This is a genomic window from Bullifex porci (assembly GCF_009695635.1).
In the GTDB taxonomy this organism is placed as follows: Bacteria; Spirochaetota; Spirochaetia; order Sphaerochaetales; family Sphaerochaetaceae; genus Bullifex; species Bullifex porci.
In genome coordinates, this window is record NZ_VUNN01000026.1 from 1 (window position 1) to 21009 (window position 21009).

Annotated in this window: 20 protein-coding genes; 9 read left to right on the top strand and 11 right to left on the bottom strand. The window is 37.7% G+C overall.

Translation table 11 applies throughout. The features are described 5' to 3' along the window. Positions 1-429 precede the first annotated feature (429 nt). The 9 genes from FYJ80_RS12410 to FYJ80_RS10125 all read right to left on the bottom strand — a co-directional run bounded on the left by FYJ80_RS12410 (position 430) and on the right by FYJ80_RS10125 (position 7536). A complete protein-coding gene (locus tag FYJ80_RS12410) occupies positions 430-807 on the bottom strand; it encodes a transposase (RefSeq protein WP_235899631.1) in 378 nt (125 codons plus the stop codon). After that, positions 777-1736, bottom strand: coding sequence for a transposase (locus tag FYJ80_RS10090; RefSeq protein ID WP_235899632.1), 960 nt, complete (start codon positions 1734-1736; stop codon positions 777-779). Before FYJ80_RS10090 ends, FYJ80_RS12410 begins: the two co-directional genes overlap by 31 nt. A gap of 86 nt (positions 1737-1822) precedes the next feature. Beyond that, positions 1823-2074 (bottom strand): hypothetical protein, encoded by a 252-nt coding sequence (locus tag FYJ80_RS10095; RefSeq protein WP_154426526.1) that lies wholly within the window; start codon positions 2072-2074, stop codon positions 1823-1825. Between the two features lie 102 nt (positions 2075-2176). Then, a complete protein-coding gene (locus FYJ80_RS10100; RefSeq protein WP_154426528.1) occupies positions 2177-2947 on the bottom strand; it encodes a response regulator in 771 nt (256 codons plus the stop codon). Then, positions 2944-4254, bottom strand: a complete 1311-nt coding sequence (locus FYJ80_RS10105; RefSeq protein WP_154426530.1) for a sensor histidine kinase — start codon at positions 4252-4254, stop codon at positions 2944-2946. Before FYJ80_RS10105 ends, FYJ80_RS10100 begins: the two co-directional genes overlap by 4 nt. A gap of 156 nt (positions 4255-4410) precedes the next feature. Then, entirely contained in the window at positions 4411-4806 is a 396-nt protein-coding gene (locus FYJ80_RS12295; protein ID WP_407921436.1) for an RNA-guided endonuclease InsQ/TnpB family protein, read from the bottom strand. A 3-nt stretch (positions 4807-4809) separates the two neighbouring features. Beyond that, the gene (locus FYJ80_RS10115) at positions 4810-5544 is read right to left on the bottom strand and encodes an RNA-guided endonuclease InsQ/TnpB family protein (protein ID WP_206361066.1); all 735 of its coding nucleotides are present in this window, start codon (positions 5542-5544) and stop codon (positions 4810-4812) included. Between the two features lie 163 nt (positions 5545-5707). Beyond that, on the bottom strand, positions 5708-6688 hold the full coding sequence (locus tag FYJ80_RS10120; RefSeq protein ID WP_154426534.1) for a Gfo/Idh/MocA family protein: 981 nt from the start codon (positions 6686-6688) through the stop codon (positions 5708-5710). Beyond that, entirely contained in the window at positions 6685-7536 is an 852-nt protein-coding gene (locus tag FYJ80_RS10125) for a hypothetical protein (protein WP_154426536.1), read from the bottom strand. The genes FYJ80_RS10120 and FYJ80_RS10125 overlap by 4 nt, the downstream gene beginning before the upstream one ends. A gap of 145 nt (positions 7537-7681) precedes the next feature. Between FYJ80_RS10125 and FYJ80_RS10130 the strand changes: the two genes are divergently transcribed. After that, positions 7682-9376 carry a carbohydrate-binding domain-containing protein gene (locus tag FYJ80_RS10130; protein WP_154426538.1) on the top strand — a complete coding sequence of 565 codons (1695 nt, stop codon included), beginning with the start codon at positions 7682-7684 and terminating at the stop codon, positions 9374-9376. Between the two features lie 94 nt (positions 9377-9470). Continuing rightward, entirely contained in the window at positions 9471-10790 is a 1320-nt protein-coding gene (locus FYJ80_RS10135) for an aminopeptidase (protein WP_154426540.1), read from the top strand. Between the two features lie 106 nt (positions 10791-10896). Here FYJ80_RS10135 and FYJ80_RS10140 read toward each other — a convergent pair whose 3' ends face one another. Together FYJ80_RS10140 and FYJ80_RS10145 are read right to left on the bottom strand one after the other, a co-directional pair. Beyond that, positions 10897-12984 carry a glutamine synthetase III family protein gene (locus FYJ80_RS10140; protein WP_154426542.1) on the bottom strand — a complete coding sequence of 696 codons (2088 nt, stop codon included), beginning with the start codon at positions 12982-12984 and terminating at the stop codon, positions 10897-10899. Positions 12985-13181: 197 nt separating this feature from the next. Beyond that, positions 13182-13901 (bottom strand): phosphatase, encoded by a 720-nt coding sequence (locus tag FYJ80_RS10145; RefSeq protein WP_154426544.1) that lies wholly within the window; start codon positions 13899-13901, stop codon positions 13182-13184. Positions 13902-14139: 238 nt separating this feature from the next. Between FYJ80_RS10145 and FYJ80_RS10150 the strand changes: the two genes are divergently transcribed. Genes FYJ80_RS10150 through FYJ80_RS10180 form a run of 7 tightly spaced genes read left to right on the top strand, consistent with a single transcriptional unit; the run spans position 14140 to position 21005 of the window. Further along, positions 14140-15243: a class II glutamine amidotransferase gene (locus tag FYJ80_RS10150; protein ID WP_154426546.1), complete on the top strand. Its 1104-nt coding sequence runs from the start codon at positions 14140-14142 to the stop codon at positions 15241-15243. 2 nt (positions 15244-15245) lie between these two features. Next, the gene (locus tag FYJ80_RS10155) at positions 15246-16751 is read left to right on the top strand and encodes a glutamate synthase-related protein (protein ID WP_154426548.1); all 1506 of its coding nucleotides are present in this window, start codon (positions 15246-15248) and stop codon (positions 16749-16751) included. A 2-nt stretch (positions 16752-16753) separates the two neighbouring features. Beyond that, positions 16754-17185, top strand: coding sequence for a 4Fe-4S dicluster domain-containing protein (locus FYJ80_RS10160; RefSeq protein WP_154426550.1), 432 nt, complete (start codon positions 16754-16756; stop codon positions 17183-17185). Between the two features lies 1 nt (position 17186). Continuing rightward, positions 17187-18419, top strand: a complete 1233-nt coding sequence (locus tag FYJ80_RS10165) for an NAD(P)/FAD-dependent oxidoreductase (RefSeq protein ID WP_154426552.1) — start codon at positions 17187-17189, stop codon at positions 18417-18419. Between the two features lie 2 nt (positions 18420-18421). Next, positions 18422-19147, top strand: coding sequence for a GltB/FmdC/FwdC-like GXGXG domain-containing protein (locus FYJ80_RS10170; protein ID WP_154426555.1), 726 nt, complete (start codon positions 18422-18424; stop codon positions 19145-19147). 9 nt (positions 19148-19156) lie between these two features. Further along, on the top strand, positions 19157-20422 hold the full coding sequence (locus FYJ80_RS10175; RefSeq protein WP_154426558.1) for a glutamine synthetase family protein: 1266 nt from the start codon (positions 19157-19159) through the stop codon (positions 20420-20422). Positions 20423-20432: 10 nt separating this feature from the next. Further along, a complete protein-coding gene (locus tag FYJ80_RS10180) occupies positions 20433-21005 on the top strand; it encodes an ANTAR domain-containing response regulator (protein WP_154426560.1) in 573 nt (190 codons plus the stop codon). Positions 21006-21009 lie beyond the last annotated feature (4 nt).

Here is a 21009-nt window from a genome sequence, read left to right on the forward strand (position 1 = left end):
CACTTGGGATGAACATTAGAAAATACATGAGAAATGTGGCGGCTCCCAAAGTCTGGACTGCTCCAGAGGGTACGGTACCACAGGTATTCAAGAAGCCATCTGCAAAAAGACTTGCTAACAGGATTGCAAAAAATAAACCCCTTCAGCCTAAAGCAGGTCAGAAAGGGCTATAAATATAATTAGTAAGTAGGGGCGCTTAAAACCTTGAGTTTTTTAACAGCCCCTTAATTATTTAGAAACTCCTTACAGGAATACATTTAAACGGTATATGGCGCATAGAGTAATTAGTTTTTCCCTCATAAAGAGAATATGAATATTTAGCAAAAATCGAACTCAGATTTGGATTTGAAGGATCTTGTATATAAGCACTCGAAGACCATATGTGGCCACTTTCAAATATTGGTTATTCGCTATTAACTGTGGGTAGTGCTACAACATAATAAGAACAAAAGGAATAGATAGATTACCACAACAGACATTAATCATATTGATAAAGTTTTTCATAGAACGAAACCCTCTTGCTCTGTTTTTAATAATACTAATCTTAGAGTTAAATCCTTCAAGGATAGCATTAGTACGTTTAGTCTCAAAATAATTAAGAATCTCGACAGCATTTCTAGAGAGCATCTGCCCAAATTTATTCATCTCATGAATTGCACAGTTACATAAAGATAGAACTAAATCCTCAAAATCGTAGCATAGCCTTTCATCATAGGCATCGTGAGAAGAACAAAAGTCTTGAAGTCTCAGTTTCATATCATATGCCTTAACTGTATCTAGGTATTCAACTTCAAAAAGTTCTTCCAATTTCTTTCGTTGCTTATCTGTAAGGTTTTCACTATTTTTAGCCATATATACTTTGTCTTAGAAAGTTTTTCATACTTTCTCTTTTCTCTACATGAAGTTTCTCTTCTTCTACCATTATCTAGAACAGTCTCACAATTCGATATAACATGGAATTTATCTACTGTTGTAATAGTATTAGGAAAAAGCTCTTTAACTGCATTCCTAAAGCCATGGATCATGTCGCTAGTAGCAACATTTATATTATCAACTATTCCTTTCTTTTCTTTAAATCTAGCAACAAATCTTTCAACTGCTGCCTTATCTTTTCCTTCTGTTACAAAGAGTACTCGTGGTTCTTTTATATATTTTCGTTTCCCTGTTTCATCAATTATGATTTCAGGGTGTGATACAAATACTGTGATATATTTATGTCCTTTATGCCTGTATTCATTAACACTTAGTCCTGTGATATCAGAGAAGTTTTGGTCCTTCAAAGCTTCTGTGACATGGTAATCCAAAACTCTCCATAGCTTTGTATCATGTTCTCCAACTTCTCTTGTAACACTGCTTACACTCATGTGCTTCATTAAGCTAAGCAATACACCTTCCATCATCAGAGTAAATACACTTCCAATTCTACCCCAAGGTACTTCTACTGTTTTTATCTTTCCATTAGAAAGCTTAACCCTTGGAACTCTTGCTGTTATGTAACAGCGATACTGAAAGAAGTTCATATGGTGCCATGTTTTCTCATGAGTGTCATATACACTTGCAGCTTCTGCCTCTCCAGGATATTGAAACTTACTTCCTTCTGCATAGTTAACACTAATGTGCATTTCCATTCGGGTAGGCTCCTTTTCACTCTGTTCCATTGTTATATCGCTAATGAACCATGGTTCGCTTATTCCTAGTGCCATTGAAAACAATGTCTGAAAGTGTTCGTCTATCATGTTAGGTCTTCTCCTTTTTGACGACTAACATATTTTGTCTTTATTCTCTATTTTTTACCCTATACCCACACTAAATAGCGAATGGCCTAATTCTTTGGAGTGTACCATTTACCTTCTAAAGCAATATCTTTATCTACAAATATTGATTTTCCTACAAGCAATGTATCATCTTTATACCAACCTAAGAAAATATTTCCATCCTTAGGTGAAACAGAAGGGAGATTAAAGACACTCTCACCTAATACCATTTGAGTGTACGGTGCACTTCCATCCTCCTTATTTATTTCAATTTTATAGGTATTAAATGGATCAATTTTACAAGAAACAATAGCTAACAATGCTAAAAGGAAGAATAATAAATATCGCTTTTTTATCGCTTCTCCATTTAAAACATATTTTAGAAATTTAATGGTAAAAGCGTTGTAAAAGCGTTACATTTTTTATTTACTATTTTCTAAAAGACCATTTGTATCTTCAGCCCAGCTATATTGCATCATGTATTCACCACGATATTCATTACCGATTCTATTTCCATTACACCAATTATAGTAATCACACTTAACTTTATCAGCTATTATGCCAAGCTTTCCTCTCTGCTGATTAAACACACCATTTAATCCTTTATCAGAAAATGTATCAATTAAATCTTTTCTAAGTGTTCTTAGATATATATCATGGTTATCATCTTCAAAGAGGGCCACCATTATTTCATCATTAGTGCATAATGCTCCTTTACGATCAATAAGATATGCAAGAAGCTCTTTAGTTTTATTATACCTAAATTGAACAGGCTTAGAATCAATATAGACTTCAAAGTTACCAAAGCATTTAATAGTAATTCGACTTTCATCTTTAATTGGGTATCTAAGGTTTTCAAGCTCCTTTTTAACCTTTTCAACTGTAATAGGTTTTAAGATATATCCTGAAGCATGCATATCAAAGGCATCTCCACGATATTCAGAGAACCCAGTAGAGAATATGATATTAATATTTCTATTTTTTTCTTTTAATATTTTGGCAAGATTAACACCATTCATTCCGCTCATTTCGATATCTAAAAAGGCACAATCACAAGTGTTAGTCTCAAGATAATCTAAAACATCCTCAGAATATTGAAAGCCAACTACCTCTGCATCTGGTTTACACTTTTCTACACATTCAATTAAGTTCTCGAGAGCAAGCTCTTCATCATCTAATACAACGACTTTCATTTATTAATATCCTTTTTAGGCAGTGTTATTATAGCTTTAGTCCCTTCATTAATTATACTTGAAATAACAAAACTACCATTTGCCATACTTTTAATTCTTTCTCTTACATTGTTAATACCAATATGTACTTCTTTATCTAAATTGTAGCTATCAACATCAAAGCCTAATCCATTATCACTTACTTCAATGATAACACAATCTTCATTTTCTTTAGTTGAGATAAATATAGTTCCCCCTCCTCTCTTTTTTGATAGTCCATGCTTAACTGCATTTTCAACTAAAGGTTGAAGTGATAGAGGAGGACACATAAAGGAAGTTGTTTGGATATCATAGCTAATACTAATATTTTTAAACCTAATTTGTTCTAGAGCTAAATATGTTTTAGTATGATTTAATTCATCATCAAAAGGAATCATCTTACTTTTTTCTATTGAAGACATATTATCTCTTAAATAGTCAGAGAAGGTACTAATTGCTTCTTGAGCTTTTTGAGTATCTTTTCCACAAAGGTAGTAAATTGAATTAAGTACATTATATAAAAAATGTGGTCTTAATTGGCTTAATGCAATTGATATTCGGCTATCAGCAAGCTGTCTTTCTTTCTTTGCTAGCTGTATTTCCTTATCAGCTAATGCTTTTGCAATTTCTCCATGAAAGAGAATTAGAATTAGAATAAGTGAAAGTGTAGTAGAAAGGTATGTTGGTGTAGGCGTCCAATATGGAATTGTAAGCATTGACATAAATGGTAAGACAGAAAAAGAAAGCATTGTATAGAAGGCTTTCTTTGACAGTATCTTTTTATATTTATAAACTAGTAATAACTCAACTATTAGAGTAATGAAATCAAAGATATTTACTATTCCATATGCCCAGCCATCACAATACCAGCCATCTTCATCAAAGAAGAAAAGCATCCCATTAAAAAGAGAAATCACAACCATGATTAAGAATGTTAAGTTGAATAATGCAAAGATGTTAGCATATCGCCATGAGACTTTTTCTTTCTCCCTTACAAAAGAAACTAAGCAGTATATAAATAGTGTATTTACTATAGAGCCACATCCAAATGATAAAAATGCACCTAGCTTTAACCATAGTATTTTAGTGATATCACCAGTAAATGCCCATACAAAACACTCTCCTGTAATCATCACTATTACATTTATCAAGAGGAATAAGAAATACTTAATGAAGCTACCTGTTTTTTTATAGTTGATAATAGTACCAATTAGAAGAGTAATATCTACTAAACATGCAAATATTAATAATCCAACATTTAACTCTCTCATGTAGTAGAACTCAGACATAGCTTTCCCCTTTTCTTGATAATACTAATAAAATTAATTTGACGTACTCCCACGGGCAAGCCCATGGGAATCTGGCCATGGTAACGACGGCTGCACTCAAAAGGGCGTCTTACACCGTCTCTGGCCCGCGAGACCCGTCCGGCCTCGCCTTATAGTCTAGGCGTCCTTCGCCTGTTCCATTCGGTTCATGATACGCTTTGCCTCAGCGAGTATGTTCACCGCGGCATTCACGTCCCTGTCGTGATACACCCCGCATTCTGGACAGGTCCACTCCCGGACACTGAGGTCTTTGGTGCTCGGCCACACATGTCCACAGACGGAGCAGGTTTGGGACGATGGGTAGTACCGTCCAATCATGATGACCCTGGTCCCATACTTTCGGGCACACCACTCTAGGATTTCCACAAACTCTGAAAACGCATAGTCGTGGACCTTGCGTCCCCACATCCTCGCCATACCCTTGATATTAAGGTCTTCTATGGCTATGACGCCGTACCTTGAACAGAGTTCATGGCTTAGCTTCCAGAACCAGTCCCTGCGTCTGTTCGCGATGTCCTAGTGCCTGCGGTACAGTGCCTTCAGTGCACGCTCGTATCCGTTGCTCCCCATCACCTTACGGCTCAGGGCACGGTTCGCTTTTCGGACTTCGTTTACTCCCTGTCTGAAAAACTCCGGAGATCTGATCACACTGCCGTCCGACAGCGTAAGAAACATCTTGAGTCCGAAGTCCATGCCGACCTCACCGCGCCCGTCCCTGGTTTCAAGCATGGTGACGGGGCTGTCTGTGGTGACGTAGACGAAAAACTCTCCGAGTATGTTGCGCTTTATCGTTACGGTCTTGATTTTGATCCGTTCTAGGAGTCCGTCATAGGAGTCCCAGTATCTGTAAATGTGTCCGTTTATGCTGATACGTCCACCAGTAAGGAATCTGTATCCCGCCTGTTTGTAGGTGACGCTTTTGTACTTTTTGACCTTGCGACGACGCGGTGGCGAACATTTGACTCCCTTCTCCCTGTTAGTGAAAAACAGCCGGTACGCCCTGTATATCCTGTAGGTTATCTCCTGTACCGCCTGACTTCCCACATATCGCCAGTGGCGGTTTTCATCCTCGTTGCGAAGACCACGGAGCTGTTTCTGGAGTTCGTATTTATCCAAAAGCTTCCCTGTTTCGGTATAGTGGTCCTGTATGATTGTCAGTGCCGTGTTGTATATGATACCGGCGATATTTATCATATCACTAAGGTATCCGAAGTCATCGCTATTGTACAGTTTTACTGTCAGTGTCCGCATGACATCATTATAGCACATTTTATGGCATTACGCATTACCGCCTTTCATCCCACGGCCAAGGCACGTGGGCTTTCTCGGCGGTTAATTTGTAACGTCATAAACTAAAGAGGTAGCAAATTATTACTACCTCTCGAAAAAAATTTCATTATACGAGTATAGTTATTTAAATTTCATTTGATAGCTTAATACCCCAAGAAGCTCTAAATGCATCCATGAATCGCATTACTCTCAAGGTTTCCTTATGACTCATCATCTCTGATTCTAGCTTGCCTTCCTCGATACATTTCTTAGCTTCTATAAGCTCATACTCATAGCCGTTATAATCATTCTTGATAATAATTTCACTATTCATAAAAGGCTTACGAGAATCATCAAAGACTCTAATGACTTCAGGGTTATTAATGTTTTCAACCTCAATATACCCCTTTGTTCCATAGATATAACCTCTTCTATCTGAGGTAACCTCTGCATCTGCAAAGATAGTTGCAATAGAGCCATCCTCAAATGCAAGAGTCATTGAATCCTGAAGATCAACACCTGTCTCTGCTTTAGTGCAAATTCCAGTTAAAGCCTTTACATTAACATTATTTCTTGCCATAAGAGCAAAGTTAAGTGGATAGATACCTATATCAAGTAAAACACCACCACCAAGAGAAGGATCAATGATACGCTCCTTATTACTAATCTGATAACCTAAATTAGCTGTTATAGTAGTTACTCTTCCAATCTTTCCAGATGAAATAATATCATCGATAAGCTTTCTAGCAGGCATATATCTAGTCCAAATAGCTTCAGCAACAAATACGCCATTCTCCTTAGCTGCAGTTAAAACCTCATTTGCTTCAGCTTCATTAACTGTAAAGGCCTTCTCACAAAGAATATTCTTTTTATGCTCAATACAAAGCATCATATGATCTCTATGGTGAGAATGAGGAGTTGCAATGTATACTAATTCAACATTATCATCTGCTACTAATTCCTCGTAGGAGCCATAAGCCTTCTTAGCACCAAACTCATCTTTAAAGGCATTTGCTCTATCTACATCTCTAGCAGCAACACAATAGAGCTCAAAGCCCTTAGTGTTATTAACTGTTTCAGCCATAGTTCTTGCGATATGGCCACAACCAATAAAACCTACCTTCATTTCTTTTTCTCCTTCTTCTTTGCGACCTTTTCTTCAGCCTCTTTTAATTCATCAAACTTCATTGTTGGGATAAATCTTCTAGCAAAACGACCTTCTCCTCTACTCTTAACATAGAAGTAACCAATAAATGAGAAGACAACTGCACCTATAAAGTTTACAAATAAATCCTTCATAGTATCGATAATACCAATATCTAAATATCCACCAAGACCAAGGGAGGTTCCATCAGAGAGAATAACATCTGTTATTCCTATGATGTGCACTACTCTATTTGATTTTGTTGGATCAAGCATTGTTGTATGTATAGCATGAACAATAGTATCCTTCTGCATATCTGAGCCGGTAAAGAAATCCATACTAAATTCAAAGAACTCCCAAAGAACACCAACTGTCATTGAAAAACAAAAAGCTACAAAGGCAAGAAAGAAAGGAGAAAGATTAAATTTAATATTCTCATTTCTATTAAAGATATCACAAAGAGAAAAGCCTACCGCTGCAGCTAAGAAGCCTGTTGTCGTGTGAAGCATAGTATCCCAAAAGGGAACGTTAATATAATAGGCTCTCAGCTCACCTAATATCTCTGCTGCATAAATAAATACTATAACAATTATTTCAAGCGTATCTGGAATATCTATATGCCAGTTATTCTCAATAAACGAAGGTATAGTCATTAAGAAAAGTGCTAATACACAGAAGAACACACTCTCCCAATCTCTATTAAAGGCTTGAGCAACTAGAGTGAGAATAACAGACGCTCTTAAAAGAACATAGACAACGAATAACCCCTTATGATTTTGAATTTGCTCCTTAAGAGGTACGGTATGAATCTTTTTCCTATTCTTTATCATAAATTAATAGTATAACTCTTTTTTATTTAAAAGAATTACTTTTTGTCTTTTTTAAATATTATATTTGTACTTTTTGTGGAATTACATCCTTAAATATTGCTCCATAAATCATTTTATCTTAGTTTTTATCATCAAAGGAAAAGCTATGAAGGTATTATCATCATTATTAATCTTTATGCTATTGCTAATAAGCTGTAGCACTACAACTACTGAAGAGCAACAACCAATAATTAAAAGAAAAGAAGTAACTGTTTCAGATATGGTCAAGAATGTTGACCAGCCTATTATGGTACCAAGAAAAATGGGTAGCTTCTCTAACAATGAAATTGTTACCTTTACATCCACTCTCGATAGCAAAGCCTATTTAGAAAGTGTATCAGCTCCAGATAATATATACACTCTCTATAACGAGATGGATTTAGTAGAAAGTTATTCATTTATAGATAAAGAAATAAATAGCTCTCAGGCAAATGAAGAAAATATTTCTTATAACTATATAGTAAATTCACAGGAGCTAGAGAGCCTTACTATAGAAAGTGATGTTCCATATATGCTTACACTCTCAAGTGCAAGTATAAATGCAAAAACAACTCCTGCCATAATTCTTAAGGGTGAAGGAAAGTGCTTTTTAAATATTGAAGGTAATGTCTCACTATCAGATAGTATTGATAATAGTAAAAAAGGAGTAATTACTGCTGAAGGTGATGTAATTATCACAGGTAATGGAAAGCTTGATGTAATAGCAAATAAAAAGCATGGCTTTAAGGTTGATGGAAATTTAAGAGTTCTTTCATCGGCTATAACAATTACAACTACTAAGACCTCAGATGGAAATGCTATTAGTGTTGATACAAACTTTATCCAGGATGGTGGTGATATAGCAATATTTGCTACAAATGATACTCACGGACTTGAGAATAAGGGAATAAAAGTAAATGGAACTGAGGAAAGAGAAAGCGGAAAGCTAGTAATTAATGGTGGACGACTCTACATTGAAAGCGTTGATAAGGGTATCACTGCAGGTTGGAAGCTAGAGGAGGATGCAGAAACTCCTGATACTTCAGATGACCCAGATCCATCGCTATATATTAATAATGGTATGGTTACTATCATTACAACAGGTGAAATATATGAGTACAGCGAAGAGAACTCACTCTCCCCTGAGGGTATTGAAGCAAAGAATAAGCTAGTAATTAATGGTGGTATAATCCAAGTATCAGCAAACGATGATGCACTTAATGCAGGCTCAGCTATTGAAATAAATGGTGGATATATATTCTGTCAAAGTAGAGCTGCCGACGCAATAGATTCAAATGGAATCATTAAAATAACAGGCGGAACAACAATAGCACTTGGCTCAAATGCTCCAGAGATGGGTATAGATTGTGACTCAGCTGAGAATTTTTCATACCTTGGAGGAACCTTAATAGCTATCTCAGGTGGTAACAATAATGCTCCAGAGGTAAGTGATAGTACAGGGTGTGTAATTAGAGATAATATAGAAGGAAATTCCTTTGCACTCCTAGATGAAAAAGGAAATGTGGTAATTGCTTATACAATTCCAGAAGGCCATGAAAGTAAAAATGCACTTTTACTTGCAAGTGATGATATCAAATTAAACTCTACTTATTACTACATCTCAGATGCAAAGCTTAGTGGTAAAAATCTATTTAATGGTATTATCTCAAATGCAAAGGTAAGAGGAGATAAAAAAGAGCTTACTATTAATGATTATATTACAGGAGAATCACAAGAGATGGATTTTGGACAAATGAGAAAAGCTCCTCCTGAGGATTTTGATCCATCTAAAATGATGCCAAGATTTAAAGAATTTAAATAGACTATATAATCCAGAGCAATTAAGCTCTGGATCATTTTTTAATGCTTAACACATAAGAAGAAATCTCTTATATTTTAGTTAATTGGAGAAAATTATGAACGAAACACTAATTAATAGCTATAAAGCTTTCTTAGATAATGGTAAGACAGAAAGAGAGTGTGTTAGTCAAACTGTTGCTATTGCAAAAGCTTGTGGTTATGTAGAGCTCTGCGATAAGAGTGAGCTTAAGGCAGGTGATAAGGTTTACTTTATTAATAGAGATAAATCAATTGCTTTATTCCATATTGGTCAAGATGATATCGAGAATGGTATGAATATTCTTGGTGCACACATTGACTCACCTAGACTCGATTTAAAGATGAAGCCTCTTTATGAGAAGGAAGGTATTGTATATCTAAATACTCACTACTATGGTGGTATTAAAAAATACCAATGGGTTGCTATGCCTCTTGCTATCCATGGTGTTGTTTTTAAGAAGGATGGAAGCTGTGCATTAGTTAATATCGGAGAGGATGAGGAGGATACATCTCTTTGTATCTCAGATATTCTTCCACACATCGCACAGGACCAAATGAAGAAAACAGCTTCAGAGTTCTTCCCTGGTGAAGATTTAGATCTAGTAGTTGGCTTAACACCAAGAGGAAGTGAGGATAATGATAGCGGTAAAAATGCAATCCTAGAGATTCTAAAGGAGCGCTATGACATTACAGAGGAGGACTTTCTATCTGCTGAGCTAGAGGTTGTTCCTGCTGGAAGAGCAAGAACCCTTGGTCTTGATAGTTCTATGATACTTGGCTATGGACAGGACGATAGAGTTTGCTCATATACATCTTTAATGGCACTTGTTGAGCAAACAGAAACTCCAAAGAGAACATCCTGCTGCTTACTTGTTGATAAGGAAGAAATCGGCTCAACTGGTTCAACAGGTATGAATAGCGAGCTACTCCCAAATATCGTTTCTGAGGTATTAGCTCTCCTTGGTAAATCAAGTGATCTAGCACTTAGAAGATGCTTAAGAAACTCATATATGCTCTCAAGCGATGTAAACAGTGCATATGATCCACTTCACACAGAGCTATATGATAAGCAAAACTCATCAACACTCTCAGGTGGTGTAGTATTTAATAAATATACAGGCTCTCGTGGTAAATCAGGAGCAAGCGATGCTAACCCTGAGTTTATCGCTCAGCTTAGAAAGGTAATGGATAAAAATAATGTTACATACCAGATGGCTGAGATGGCTAGAGTTGATGTTGGTGGCGGCGGTACAATTGCCAAGTTCGCAGCATACTACGGTATGGAAGTAATCGATTGTGGAGTTGCAGTTCTTTCAATGCATGCACCATGGGAAATCACAAGTGCATTCGATGTTGAAAGTGCATATAACTGCTACAAAGCCTTCTTAACACTTTAATTTTAAAAGCCTTCTTGGAAGAAAAGCTCTAAGAAGGTTTTTTTTGTATAAAAAAGAGGGGCCTGCTATTTGCAGGACACCCTCAGGGAAGGTAGATTAAAAATAATTATACGTAGAAGAGCATCTCACCATATGTAGGATAAGGCCAATCCTTCTGATCGACGATAAGCTCTAAGCTATCTGCGTATCCTCTTACATCATCCATCAATGGGATGATAGAGTTTCTTGTATAGTGAGCTAAGTCACTACCACTATATTCAGCAGAGAGAGCAACTGCTTTCTCAAGCTCTGTTACAGCATTTTCAAGATTATCAACTAAGGCTGTAATCTCAGAGATTAATGCGCTCTCACTCTTACACTCAAGAGTAGGTAGTGCAAGCTTCTTTGCATTAACAGCAGCAGCAACCTTACCTGCATAGCCTGTGCAAGCTGGGAGAACCTGCCTGTTAACCATATCAATAAGTGTTGTAGCCTCGATATGGATAGTCTTTGAATACTCCTCGTTAAGGATCTCATAACGTGAGTGCATTTCAACAGAGTTAAAGATTCCGAATTCACTGAAGAGCTCGATATTCTTTGGTGCAATGAAGGTATCATATGCATCTGGAGAACTCTTAAGGTTCAAGAGACCTCTCTTCTCTGCTTCAACAACCCATTCTGGAGCATAGTTATTACCATTAAATACGATTCTCTTATGCTCACTATAGGTCTTCTTAACAAGCTCTGTTACAGCAGCGTTGAAGTCTGTAGCATCCTTTAATTCTTCATAGAACTCCTTAAGAGCCTTTGCAACAATAGTGTTAAGTACAATATTTGGACCAGCAACAGAGAAGGAAGAACCAAGCATTCTGAACTCGAACTTATTACCAGTAAATGCAAATGGACTTGTTCTGTTTCTATCTGTTGTATCTTTAGGGAAAGCTGGGAGAACATGTACACCAAGCTCCATTTGAACCTTACCCTTACCATTAACAGCTTTACCGCTAACAAGAGCTTCTAATATCTCGGTCAGCTCGTCACCAAGGAACATTGAGACGATAGCAGGAGGTGCTTCGTTGGCTCCAAGACGATGATCGTTACCTGCTGAGGCAACAGATACTCTCATTAAGTCTTGATATTCATCGATTGCCTTGATGACGGCTACCAAGAAGAGGAGGAATTGAGCGTTATCCTTAGGATTATCACCTGGCTCAAGGAGGTTTATGCCAGTATCTGTACTAATTGACCAGTTATTATGCTTACCACTACCGTTTACACCTGCAAATGGCTTCTCATGTAAGAGACAAGCAAAGCCATGGCGGTCTGCGATCTTCTTCATAAGCTCCATAGTGAGCTGGTTGTGGTCTACTGCAATATTAGTAGTTCCGAAAACTGGGGCAAGCTCATGCTGGCAAGGAGCAACCTCGTTGTGGCTTGTCTTTGCATTGATACCCAGTTTCCAGAGCTCTCTATCAAGATCCTTCATGTAAGCAGAAACTCTACTTCTAATAGCACCAAAGTAGTGGTCTTCCATCTCCTGACCCTTTGGAGAACGAGCACCAAGAAGAGTTCTACCTGTATAAATAAGGTCCTTTCTAGCAGCATAGTCCTTCTTATCAATTAAGAAATATTCCTGTTCAGGACCAACTGTTGTATTGACCTTCTTAACATCTGTCTTACCGAATAGGTGTAATACCTTAACAGCTTGCTCAGATACAGCCTCCATAGAGCGTAATAATGGAGTCTTCTTATCGAGGACCTCACCTGAGTAAGAACAGAATGCTGTTGGGATACAAAGTGTATCATCCTTAATAAATGCATAGCTTGTTGGGTCCCAAGCTGTATATCCACGAGCTTCAAATGTAGCTCTAATTCCACCTGATGGGAAAGAAGAAGCGTCTGGCTCACCCTTAATAAGCTCCTTACCAGAGAACTCTAAGAGGACCTTACCTCCATCAATTGGAGAGATAAAGGCTTCATGCTTCTCAGCTGTGATACCTGTCATAGGCTGGAACCAGTGAGTGTAATGTGTGCATCCATGTTCAATTGCCCAAGCCTTCATTGCATTTGCAACGCTATTAGCAACATTAAGATCGAGGTCCTTACCCTCTGCAACTGTCTTTTTAAGAGCTTTATACACATCCTTTGGCAGGCGGTTTCTCATTGTCTCGTCATTAAATACTAGAGAGCCGAAATAATCAGCAACTGTTTCCATAACTTTTCTCCTTCCGAATAAAAAAAGGACGCTTAGGCAAATGCCATAACGTCCTTGTTATGCAAGTGTTGTACAAAAAAACTTAAGTTTTAGTCAACCCAAATTTTAAAAATTTTTATAAATATTTTTCAATTTCTTTTGTGTCAACAAATTGCAACAAATAAAATAGCTTTACCTCCTCTTAGCTTGCACCTTTTTTAGGAATTGGTAAAGCACAAAAAAGGCATTAGCTTTGCTAAGGATGCATTAATCACCAATGAATTATCAAATTGAATTTCATCAAGAAAATTTATAGCTTTTTTAAACTCTCCCACCTGAGATGGATCATGTGCATCAGAGCTAATTACGACGTTAACTTCTCTTTTCATACATAGACTAAGTAGCTTTTTATAGTTCTCATAACAGCCAGGACGACTATCAGGATTTTCAAGAGAACTATTATTGACTTCCAAAGCAACAGAGTAGTCCTTAGCTGCATCAACTAAGCTTGGATAATCAAGAGGAGTTTTATTACTATCGGGATGGGAGATAATCTTTATTTTTTCACATCTCATCGCCTTTATCACATTTTCAGTATTCCTCTTCTTTCCTTGGTCTTGGTAGCAATTAAGGTGTATTCCAGCAATTCCATAGTCAAGCAAATCGATAAATCGCTTTTCAAGAGAAAGGGAGCCATCATCTAAAATATTTATCTCACTTGAGCCTAAAATTCTAACGCCATACAAAAACCTTGGAAGAGATTCAAAGTTTGCAAAGTAAAAGGGATGACACGTTCCAGGAATCCCTGGAGCATGGTCGCTATGCCCATATACTAATAGTCCTCTGCTATCTGCTGCTTTAGCCATTTCTCTTATAGTTCCATAGCTATGACCACTTGCTATAGTGTGAGTATGTAAATCTGCGATGATTTTTAACATGCTTTTTATTATATTATGTGCAATTTGAAAAATCATAATTTTTCGAAAAAAAGAGGATAAAAGTACTTTACAAGATTTTTTTCTTTTCGTTATATTTGCGCTAAAAGCAGAGGGGAAGGCTGCTTTGACATGCACTCTCTCTGTTAATCACGTTGAAGACAAAGGCGTCTTACAACAAATATCTCCTATTATAGGGGATGTCTGTCGTAAGGTGCCTTTTCTTTTTCAGGAGGCGCATATGGAAAGTTTTCAGAGGGAAGGTGACGTAAGAATTCCTGCAGGATGTGCTATATCTAGCATGTTCTCCAAAACTGGAAGAAAGTTTTCAGGAGAAGGAATGATAAAATCCATCAGCATTATGCATGATAGATCAAATGGTCTAGGTGGTGGATTTGCTGGCTATGGTATTTATCCTGAGTATAAGGACTTCTATGCATTTCATGTATTTTATGACAGTGATGATGCACGACACATTACTGAAGACTTTATCGATGAGCATTTTGATATTGTAAACCTCTCTAAGATTCCTACAAAAAAGAATAAAAACATTACAGACGAGCCATTAATTTGGAGATACTTTGTAACACCTCTTCCAACAAAGCTTGCACAAAGCCAGTTAGAGGAGGATGAGTATACAGTTCGTTGTGTGGTAAAGATTAATACTCATATTAAGGGTGCATATGTTTTCTCATCAGGTAAGAACATGGGTATCTTTAAGGCCGTTGGTTATCCTGAGGATGTTGGTAGATTCTACAGAGTAGATGAATACGAAGGATATGCATGGACAGTTCATGGTAGATACCCTACCAATACACCAGGCTGGTGGGGAGGTGCTCACCCATTTGGACTTCTCGACTACTCTATTGTACATAATGGAGAAATCTCATCATATGATGCAAATAGAAGAGCAATAGAGATGTATGGATATCGCTGTACTCTTCAAACCGATACAGAGGTAATTACCTACATGATCGATTACCTTCATAGAAAGCAAAAGCTTTCACTTGAAGAGTGTGCACATGTAATTGCTGCTCCTTTCTGGTCAACAATAGATAGGATGAATGAGGATAAAAAGAGAGAGTACACATACCTTAGAAATACCTTCTCATCACTATTAATTAACGGACCGTTCTCAATAATCTTGGGCTTTGACGGTGGCTTAATGGCACTAAATGACAGATTAAAGCTTAGATCATTAGTTGCGGCAGAGAAGAATGATATGGTCTATTTCTCCTCTGAGGAAAGCGCAATAAAGATAATTGAGCCAAACCCAGATAGGATTTGGTACCCAAAGGGTGGAGAACCTGTAATCGTAACACTAAATGAAGGAGTGGAGGCATAAAGATGGCAATAAATTACATCTATCCAGAGTACGAGGTCGTTAGAAACTATGACCGATGTATTTCCTGTAGGGTTTGTGAGAGACAATGTGCTAACCTAGTACATCACTACGATACTAAAAGAGGTAAGATGATATGTGATGAATCAAAATGTGTCGCTTGCCATCGCTGTGTAGCACTCTGCCCTACCCGTGCATTAAAAATCGTAAAAAGTGACCACACCTTCAAAGAAAATGCAAACTGGACAGGCGAAAAGATTACAAATATCTATCGTCAAGCAGAAAGTGGTGGTGTATTACTTGCAAGTATGGGTACTCCAAAGAATTATCCAGTTTATTGGGATAAGATTTTAATCAATGCAAGCCAGGTAACTAACCCATCTATCGACCCTCTTAGAGAGCCTATGGAAACTAAAGTATTCCTTGGTCACAAAAATGATAAAATTGTAAGAGACCAATACGGAAGAATTAAGTGTGACGAAACACCTCAGCTTGAGCTTCAGGTTCCAGTAATGTTCTCAGCAATGAGCTATGGCTCAATTAGCTATAACGCTCATAAATCACTTGCTATGGCTTCTAAGAAATTAGGAATCTACTATAACACTGGTGAAGGTGGTCTACATGAGGACTTCTATGAATATGGCCCAAATACAATTGTACAAATTGCTTCTGGACGTTTTGGTGTTCACCCAGATTACCTCAAGGCAGGAGCTGCTTTAGAGATTAAGATGGGACAGGGGGCAAAACCTGGTATTGGCGGACACCTTCCTGGCGCAAAGATTGTAGGAGATGTATCTAAAACTCGTATGATCCCAGAAGGAAGTGATGCAATTAGCCCTGCTCCTCACCATGATATTTACTCAATTGAGGATTTAAGGCAGCTAGTATACACATTAAAGGAAGCTACAAATTACACCAAGCCTGTTATCGTAAAGATTGCTGCTGTTCATAACGTATCAGCAATTGCCTCAGGTGTTGCAAGATCTGGAGCAGATATTATTGCAATAGATGGATTTAGAGGTGGTACAGGAGCTGCTCCTGCTGCAATCCGTGATAACGTAGGTATTCCAATTGAGCTTGCCCTTGCATCTGTCGATAAGAGATTAAGAGATGAAGGAATTAGAAATGATGTCTCACTAGTTGTAGGTGGCTCTATTCGCTCCTCTGCAGATATCGTAAAGGCTATAGCTCTTGGTGCAGATGCCGTTTATATAGCAACTAGTGCACTTATTGCATTGGGCTGTCACCTCTGCCGAAGCTGCCATTCAGGTAGATGTAACTGGGGTATAGCAACTCAAAGACCTGATCTAGTAAAGCGCTTAAACCCAGAAATCGGTTCAGAAAAGCTAGTAAACCTTATTCATGCTTGGCAGCATGAAATCAAAGAGATGATGGGTGGTATGGGTATTAACTCAATTGAAGCACTTAGAGGAAATAGAGCGATGCTTAGAGGTATCGGTCTTACAAGAGAAGAGCTTGATATTCTTGGTATCAAGCATGCAGGAGAATGACCATGAAAAGAGTATATGTTAATGAAGAATGGTGCTTAGGTTGTCACCTCTGTGAATATAACTGTGCATTTGCTAACTCAAATGAAGATGACATGATCTTAGCATGTAAGGACAAAAGCTTAGATGCAAGAATTACAATTGAGGATAGAGATGATGGTGTTCACTTTGCAGTTAACTGTAGAGAGTGTAAGGACCCTCTTTGCTTGAAATCATGTATAGCAGGTGCAATCTTTAGAGATGGCGACATGATAAGAATCGATAAGGATAGATGTGTACTTTGCTACTCCTGTATTATGGCATGTCCATATGGAGCCCTAAGACCTACAAAGGAAAAGGTAATGGGTAAATGTGAGCTTTGCACAGACAATGGAAGAAAAACTCCTGCCTGTGTAGAGGGTTGTCCAAATAAAGCAATTGTTTTTGAGGAGAGATAGTATGGAATATGTAATCATAGGAAATAGCTATGCAGCTTTAGGATGTATCAATGGCATTAGAAGTGTCGATAAAACTTCTCATATCACTATGATCACAAAGGAGCACTACCCTTCCTATGCAAGACCTGTTATAAGCTATGTGCTATGTGGAAAGGCTAAGGAAGAGAATATCTATCTTAGACCTCAGGAGTTTTATGAGGAAAACAACATCACTGTTTTAACAGATAGTGAAGTAGTACAAATTAATCCAGAGGCTCATTTACTAAAGCTCTCAAATGGAAATGATGTTAGCTATGATAAGCTTCTAATCGCTACAGGCTCATCACCTTTTATTCCACCAATGAAGGGTCTAGAGAATGTAAAGGATAAGTTCTCATTCATGACTCTTGATGATATGAAGAGTGTCGAAAAAGCTGTAAATAAAAAGAAAAATGTCCTAATTATTGGTGCGGGCTTAATTGGCTTAAAGGCTGCAGAGGGCCTTCTTGAAAGAGTAAAATCTATTACTGTAGTTGATCTTGCACCTAGAGTTCTTCCATCAATTTTGGATGAGGAAGCATCTAAAATTGTACAAAAGGAGCTTGAGGATAAGGGAATAAAATTCCACCTAGGCTGTAGCGCAAGTGAGTTTAAAGAAAACAGTGCAATTCTAACAACAAATGAAGAAATTTCTTTTGATGTTTTAATTCTAGCTGTAGGTGTTAGACCAAATATTAAGCTTGCTAAGGACGCAGGGATTGAGTGTGGTAGAGGAATAATTGTTGATGACATGTCAAGAACCTCAAGTCCTGATATTTATGCAGCTGGAGATGTATGTGAGCAGAAGGAGCTTACACTTAAGGAAAATAGAATTATTGCAATTATTCCTAATGCAACGCTTCAGGGTGAAACTGCCGGTGTTAACATGGCTGGAGAGGAAAAGCACTTTACTAACCCAGTTGCGATGAACGCAATTGGCTTCTTTGGCTCCCATATAATCACAGCAGGTACCTACACTGGAGAAGCTGAGGTTATCTCAGATGAGAGCTTCTATAAGAAATTCTTTATTAAGGATGATAAGCTAAAGGGCTTCATCCTAATGGGAAGAGCTGTCGATAGAGCGGGTATTTACACAGCTGTAGTAAGAAATGAGACCTCACTTTCTTCTATCGATTGGAACACACTTAAGGAAAAACCATCTCTTGCTGCCTTTGCACTTAAGGAAAGAAAGAGCATGCTCGCTAAGGAGGTTTAATAATGGCTAGGATAAATGCACAAAACCAATATTACAAAGATCTTAATAAATTAATCCGCTCCTGTGGTGAGTCTGATATCGAATTAGATAATGTCATGGGACAGCGCTTTATCGCTTGCGGTATGAAGGGTAAAAACTTTTTAATACACGGAGTTCCAGGAAATGCACTTGGAGCATATCTTGATGGCTCAAGTATAGAGGTTACTGAAAATGCTCAGGATGCAGTTGGGGATACAATGAATGAAGGACGTATTGTTATTCATGGCTCAGTAGGAGATGCTTGTGGATATGCAATGCGCGGTGGAAGAATTTATATAAGAGACTGTGCAGGCTATAGAGCAGGAATTCATATGAAAGCATATAAGGATAAGCAGCCTTTAGTTGTTATTGGAGATGCTGCAGGCTCCTTCCTTGGTGAGTACCAAGCAGGGGGTACAATTATTGTCCTTGGTCTTAAGCAAAATGGAAAACCACCAGTTGGGTATTTCTGTGGAACAGGAATGCACGGTGGAAAGATTTATCTTCGCTCTGACTACCCTCCTTTCGATTTACCTCCTCAGGTAAGCTGCAGAGAGGCTCAAAAATCTGACTTAGATGATATCAGAGTAAAAATCAGTGAGTTTTGTTCCATATTTAATATGGACAAAGAAGAGATAATGAGTAAACATTTCCTTGTACTTGAACCAAACAGTGCAAATCCTTATAAGCAGTTATATACGAACATCTAGGGAGACGTCATGGCAAATAGCTTTACTACAGCAGAAATAATCAGCTATGCAAAGGACCAGGATGTTAGCTTTGTCCGACTTGCTTTTTGCGATATTTTCGGACAACTAAAGAACATCTCTGTATCACTGTCAACACTTGAAAGAGCATTTTCAGAGGGTGTTAGGTTTGATGCTTCTCAAATTAGAGGCTTCTTAAATGTTGAGGATTCAGATCTACTCCTATTTCCTGATCCAACTACGATGACATTTCTACCTTGGCGTCCTAGTCAAGGTAGAGTAATAAGATTCTACTGTGATATAAAGCATCCAGATGGTAGACCATTTGTTGGTGATACTAGACACATGCTCAAAAAGACCGAGAGAGAGCTCTTTGAAAAGGACTATGAGTTCTATCTTGGCTCTGAGCTTGAATTTTATCTATTTAAAACAGATGAAAATGGAGACCCAACCTATGAACCAATGGATAGAGCTAGCTACTTTGATATAGCTCCACTTGATAAGGGTGAAAACATACGTAGAGAGATATGTCTTACTCTTGAGGAGATGGGATTAAAATTTGAATCCAGTCACCATGAAAAGGGTCCAGGTCAAAATGAAGTCGTTTTCAGACACTCTCTACTTCTTGATGCAACAGATAATATTATTTCATTTAAAGCTATGGTAAAGGCTTTAGCTGCTAGAAATGGTCTTTATGCTTCATTTTTACCAAAGCCTCTATTTGATGAGTGTAGCTCTGGCTTCCATATGAATATATCTGTTAGCAAGGATGGAAAGGATATGAACTATTACAGAGAGAATGTAATAGCCGGTATCTTGAAGCATATTAGAGAGATAACTGTTTTCTTAAATCCAATAGTAAATTCCTATGAAAGACTTGGTGGCTACCAGGCTCCTAGTAATCTTACATATGGAACAGGAAACAGAAATCTATTAATTAGAATACCTATGGGTAAGGGTGAGGATAGTAATCGTATTGAATTACGTAGCCCTGATAATGCATCAAACCCATATATTGCAGCTACTCTTTTGGCTAGAGCTGCTATAGAGGGTATTGAACAAAACCTAAAGTATGATGATTCTTTAGCAGGTGAAACGCTTCCACAATCCTTGATAGAGGCTGTTGAGGCTGCAGAGAGCTCAGATTTTATTAATAGTGTTCTTCCTGAACACTTAGTGAAGTGCTTCTTAAAAGCAAAGAGACAGGATTGGATTGCTGCAACTCAGAGTAACAACCCAAGAGTAGCAGCGAGGGAGATGGAATTCTATTTAACTTAGGAAAGCTAGGATGGAAAGGATATTAATAGTATCTGCAAGTGAAAAGAGCGCAAAAAACCTTGAATGCCTTATTTCAAAGGTAGCTTCTCCATCCTCTTGTACCCTACTTACCTCAGCTGCAAATGCTCGTCGAGCTCTCTTTGATGAATACTATGATTACCTAGTGGTTAATTCTCCATTACTTGATGATAGTGCTATGGAGCTATGCTTAATGGCCGCTTCAAATACAGAAATAGGTGTATTACTCTTTGTAAAAGAGGAGTTCTTTGATCAAACTATTTCAGAGTGCTCTGAAAGTGGTATTGCTGTAATTTCAAAGCCAATTATCATGCCAGTACTTAGTCAAAGCTTTTCACTTTTGAAATCAGTAAGGGGAAAAATAACAAAGCTAAAGAGAGAGAATGCTAAGCTTCAAACAAAGCTCGATGAAGTTAAGCTTATCAGTCAAGCAAAGTGCTTATTAATTGAAAAGAAGGGATGCAGTGAGTCAGAGGCTCATCATCTTATTGAACGCAGGGCTATGAATGCAAGAATTTCTGCAAAGGAAGCCGCAGGTCAAATAATTAGAATCTATTCAGATTAAAGAA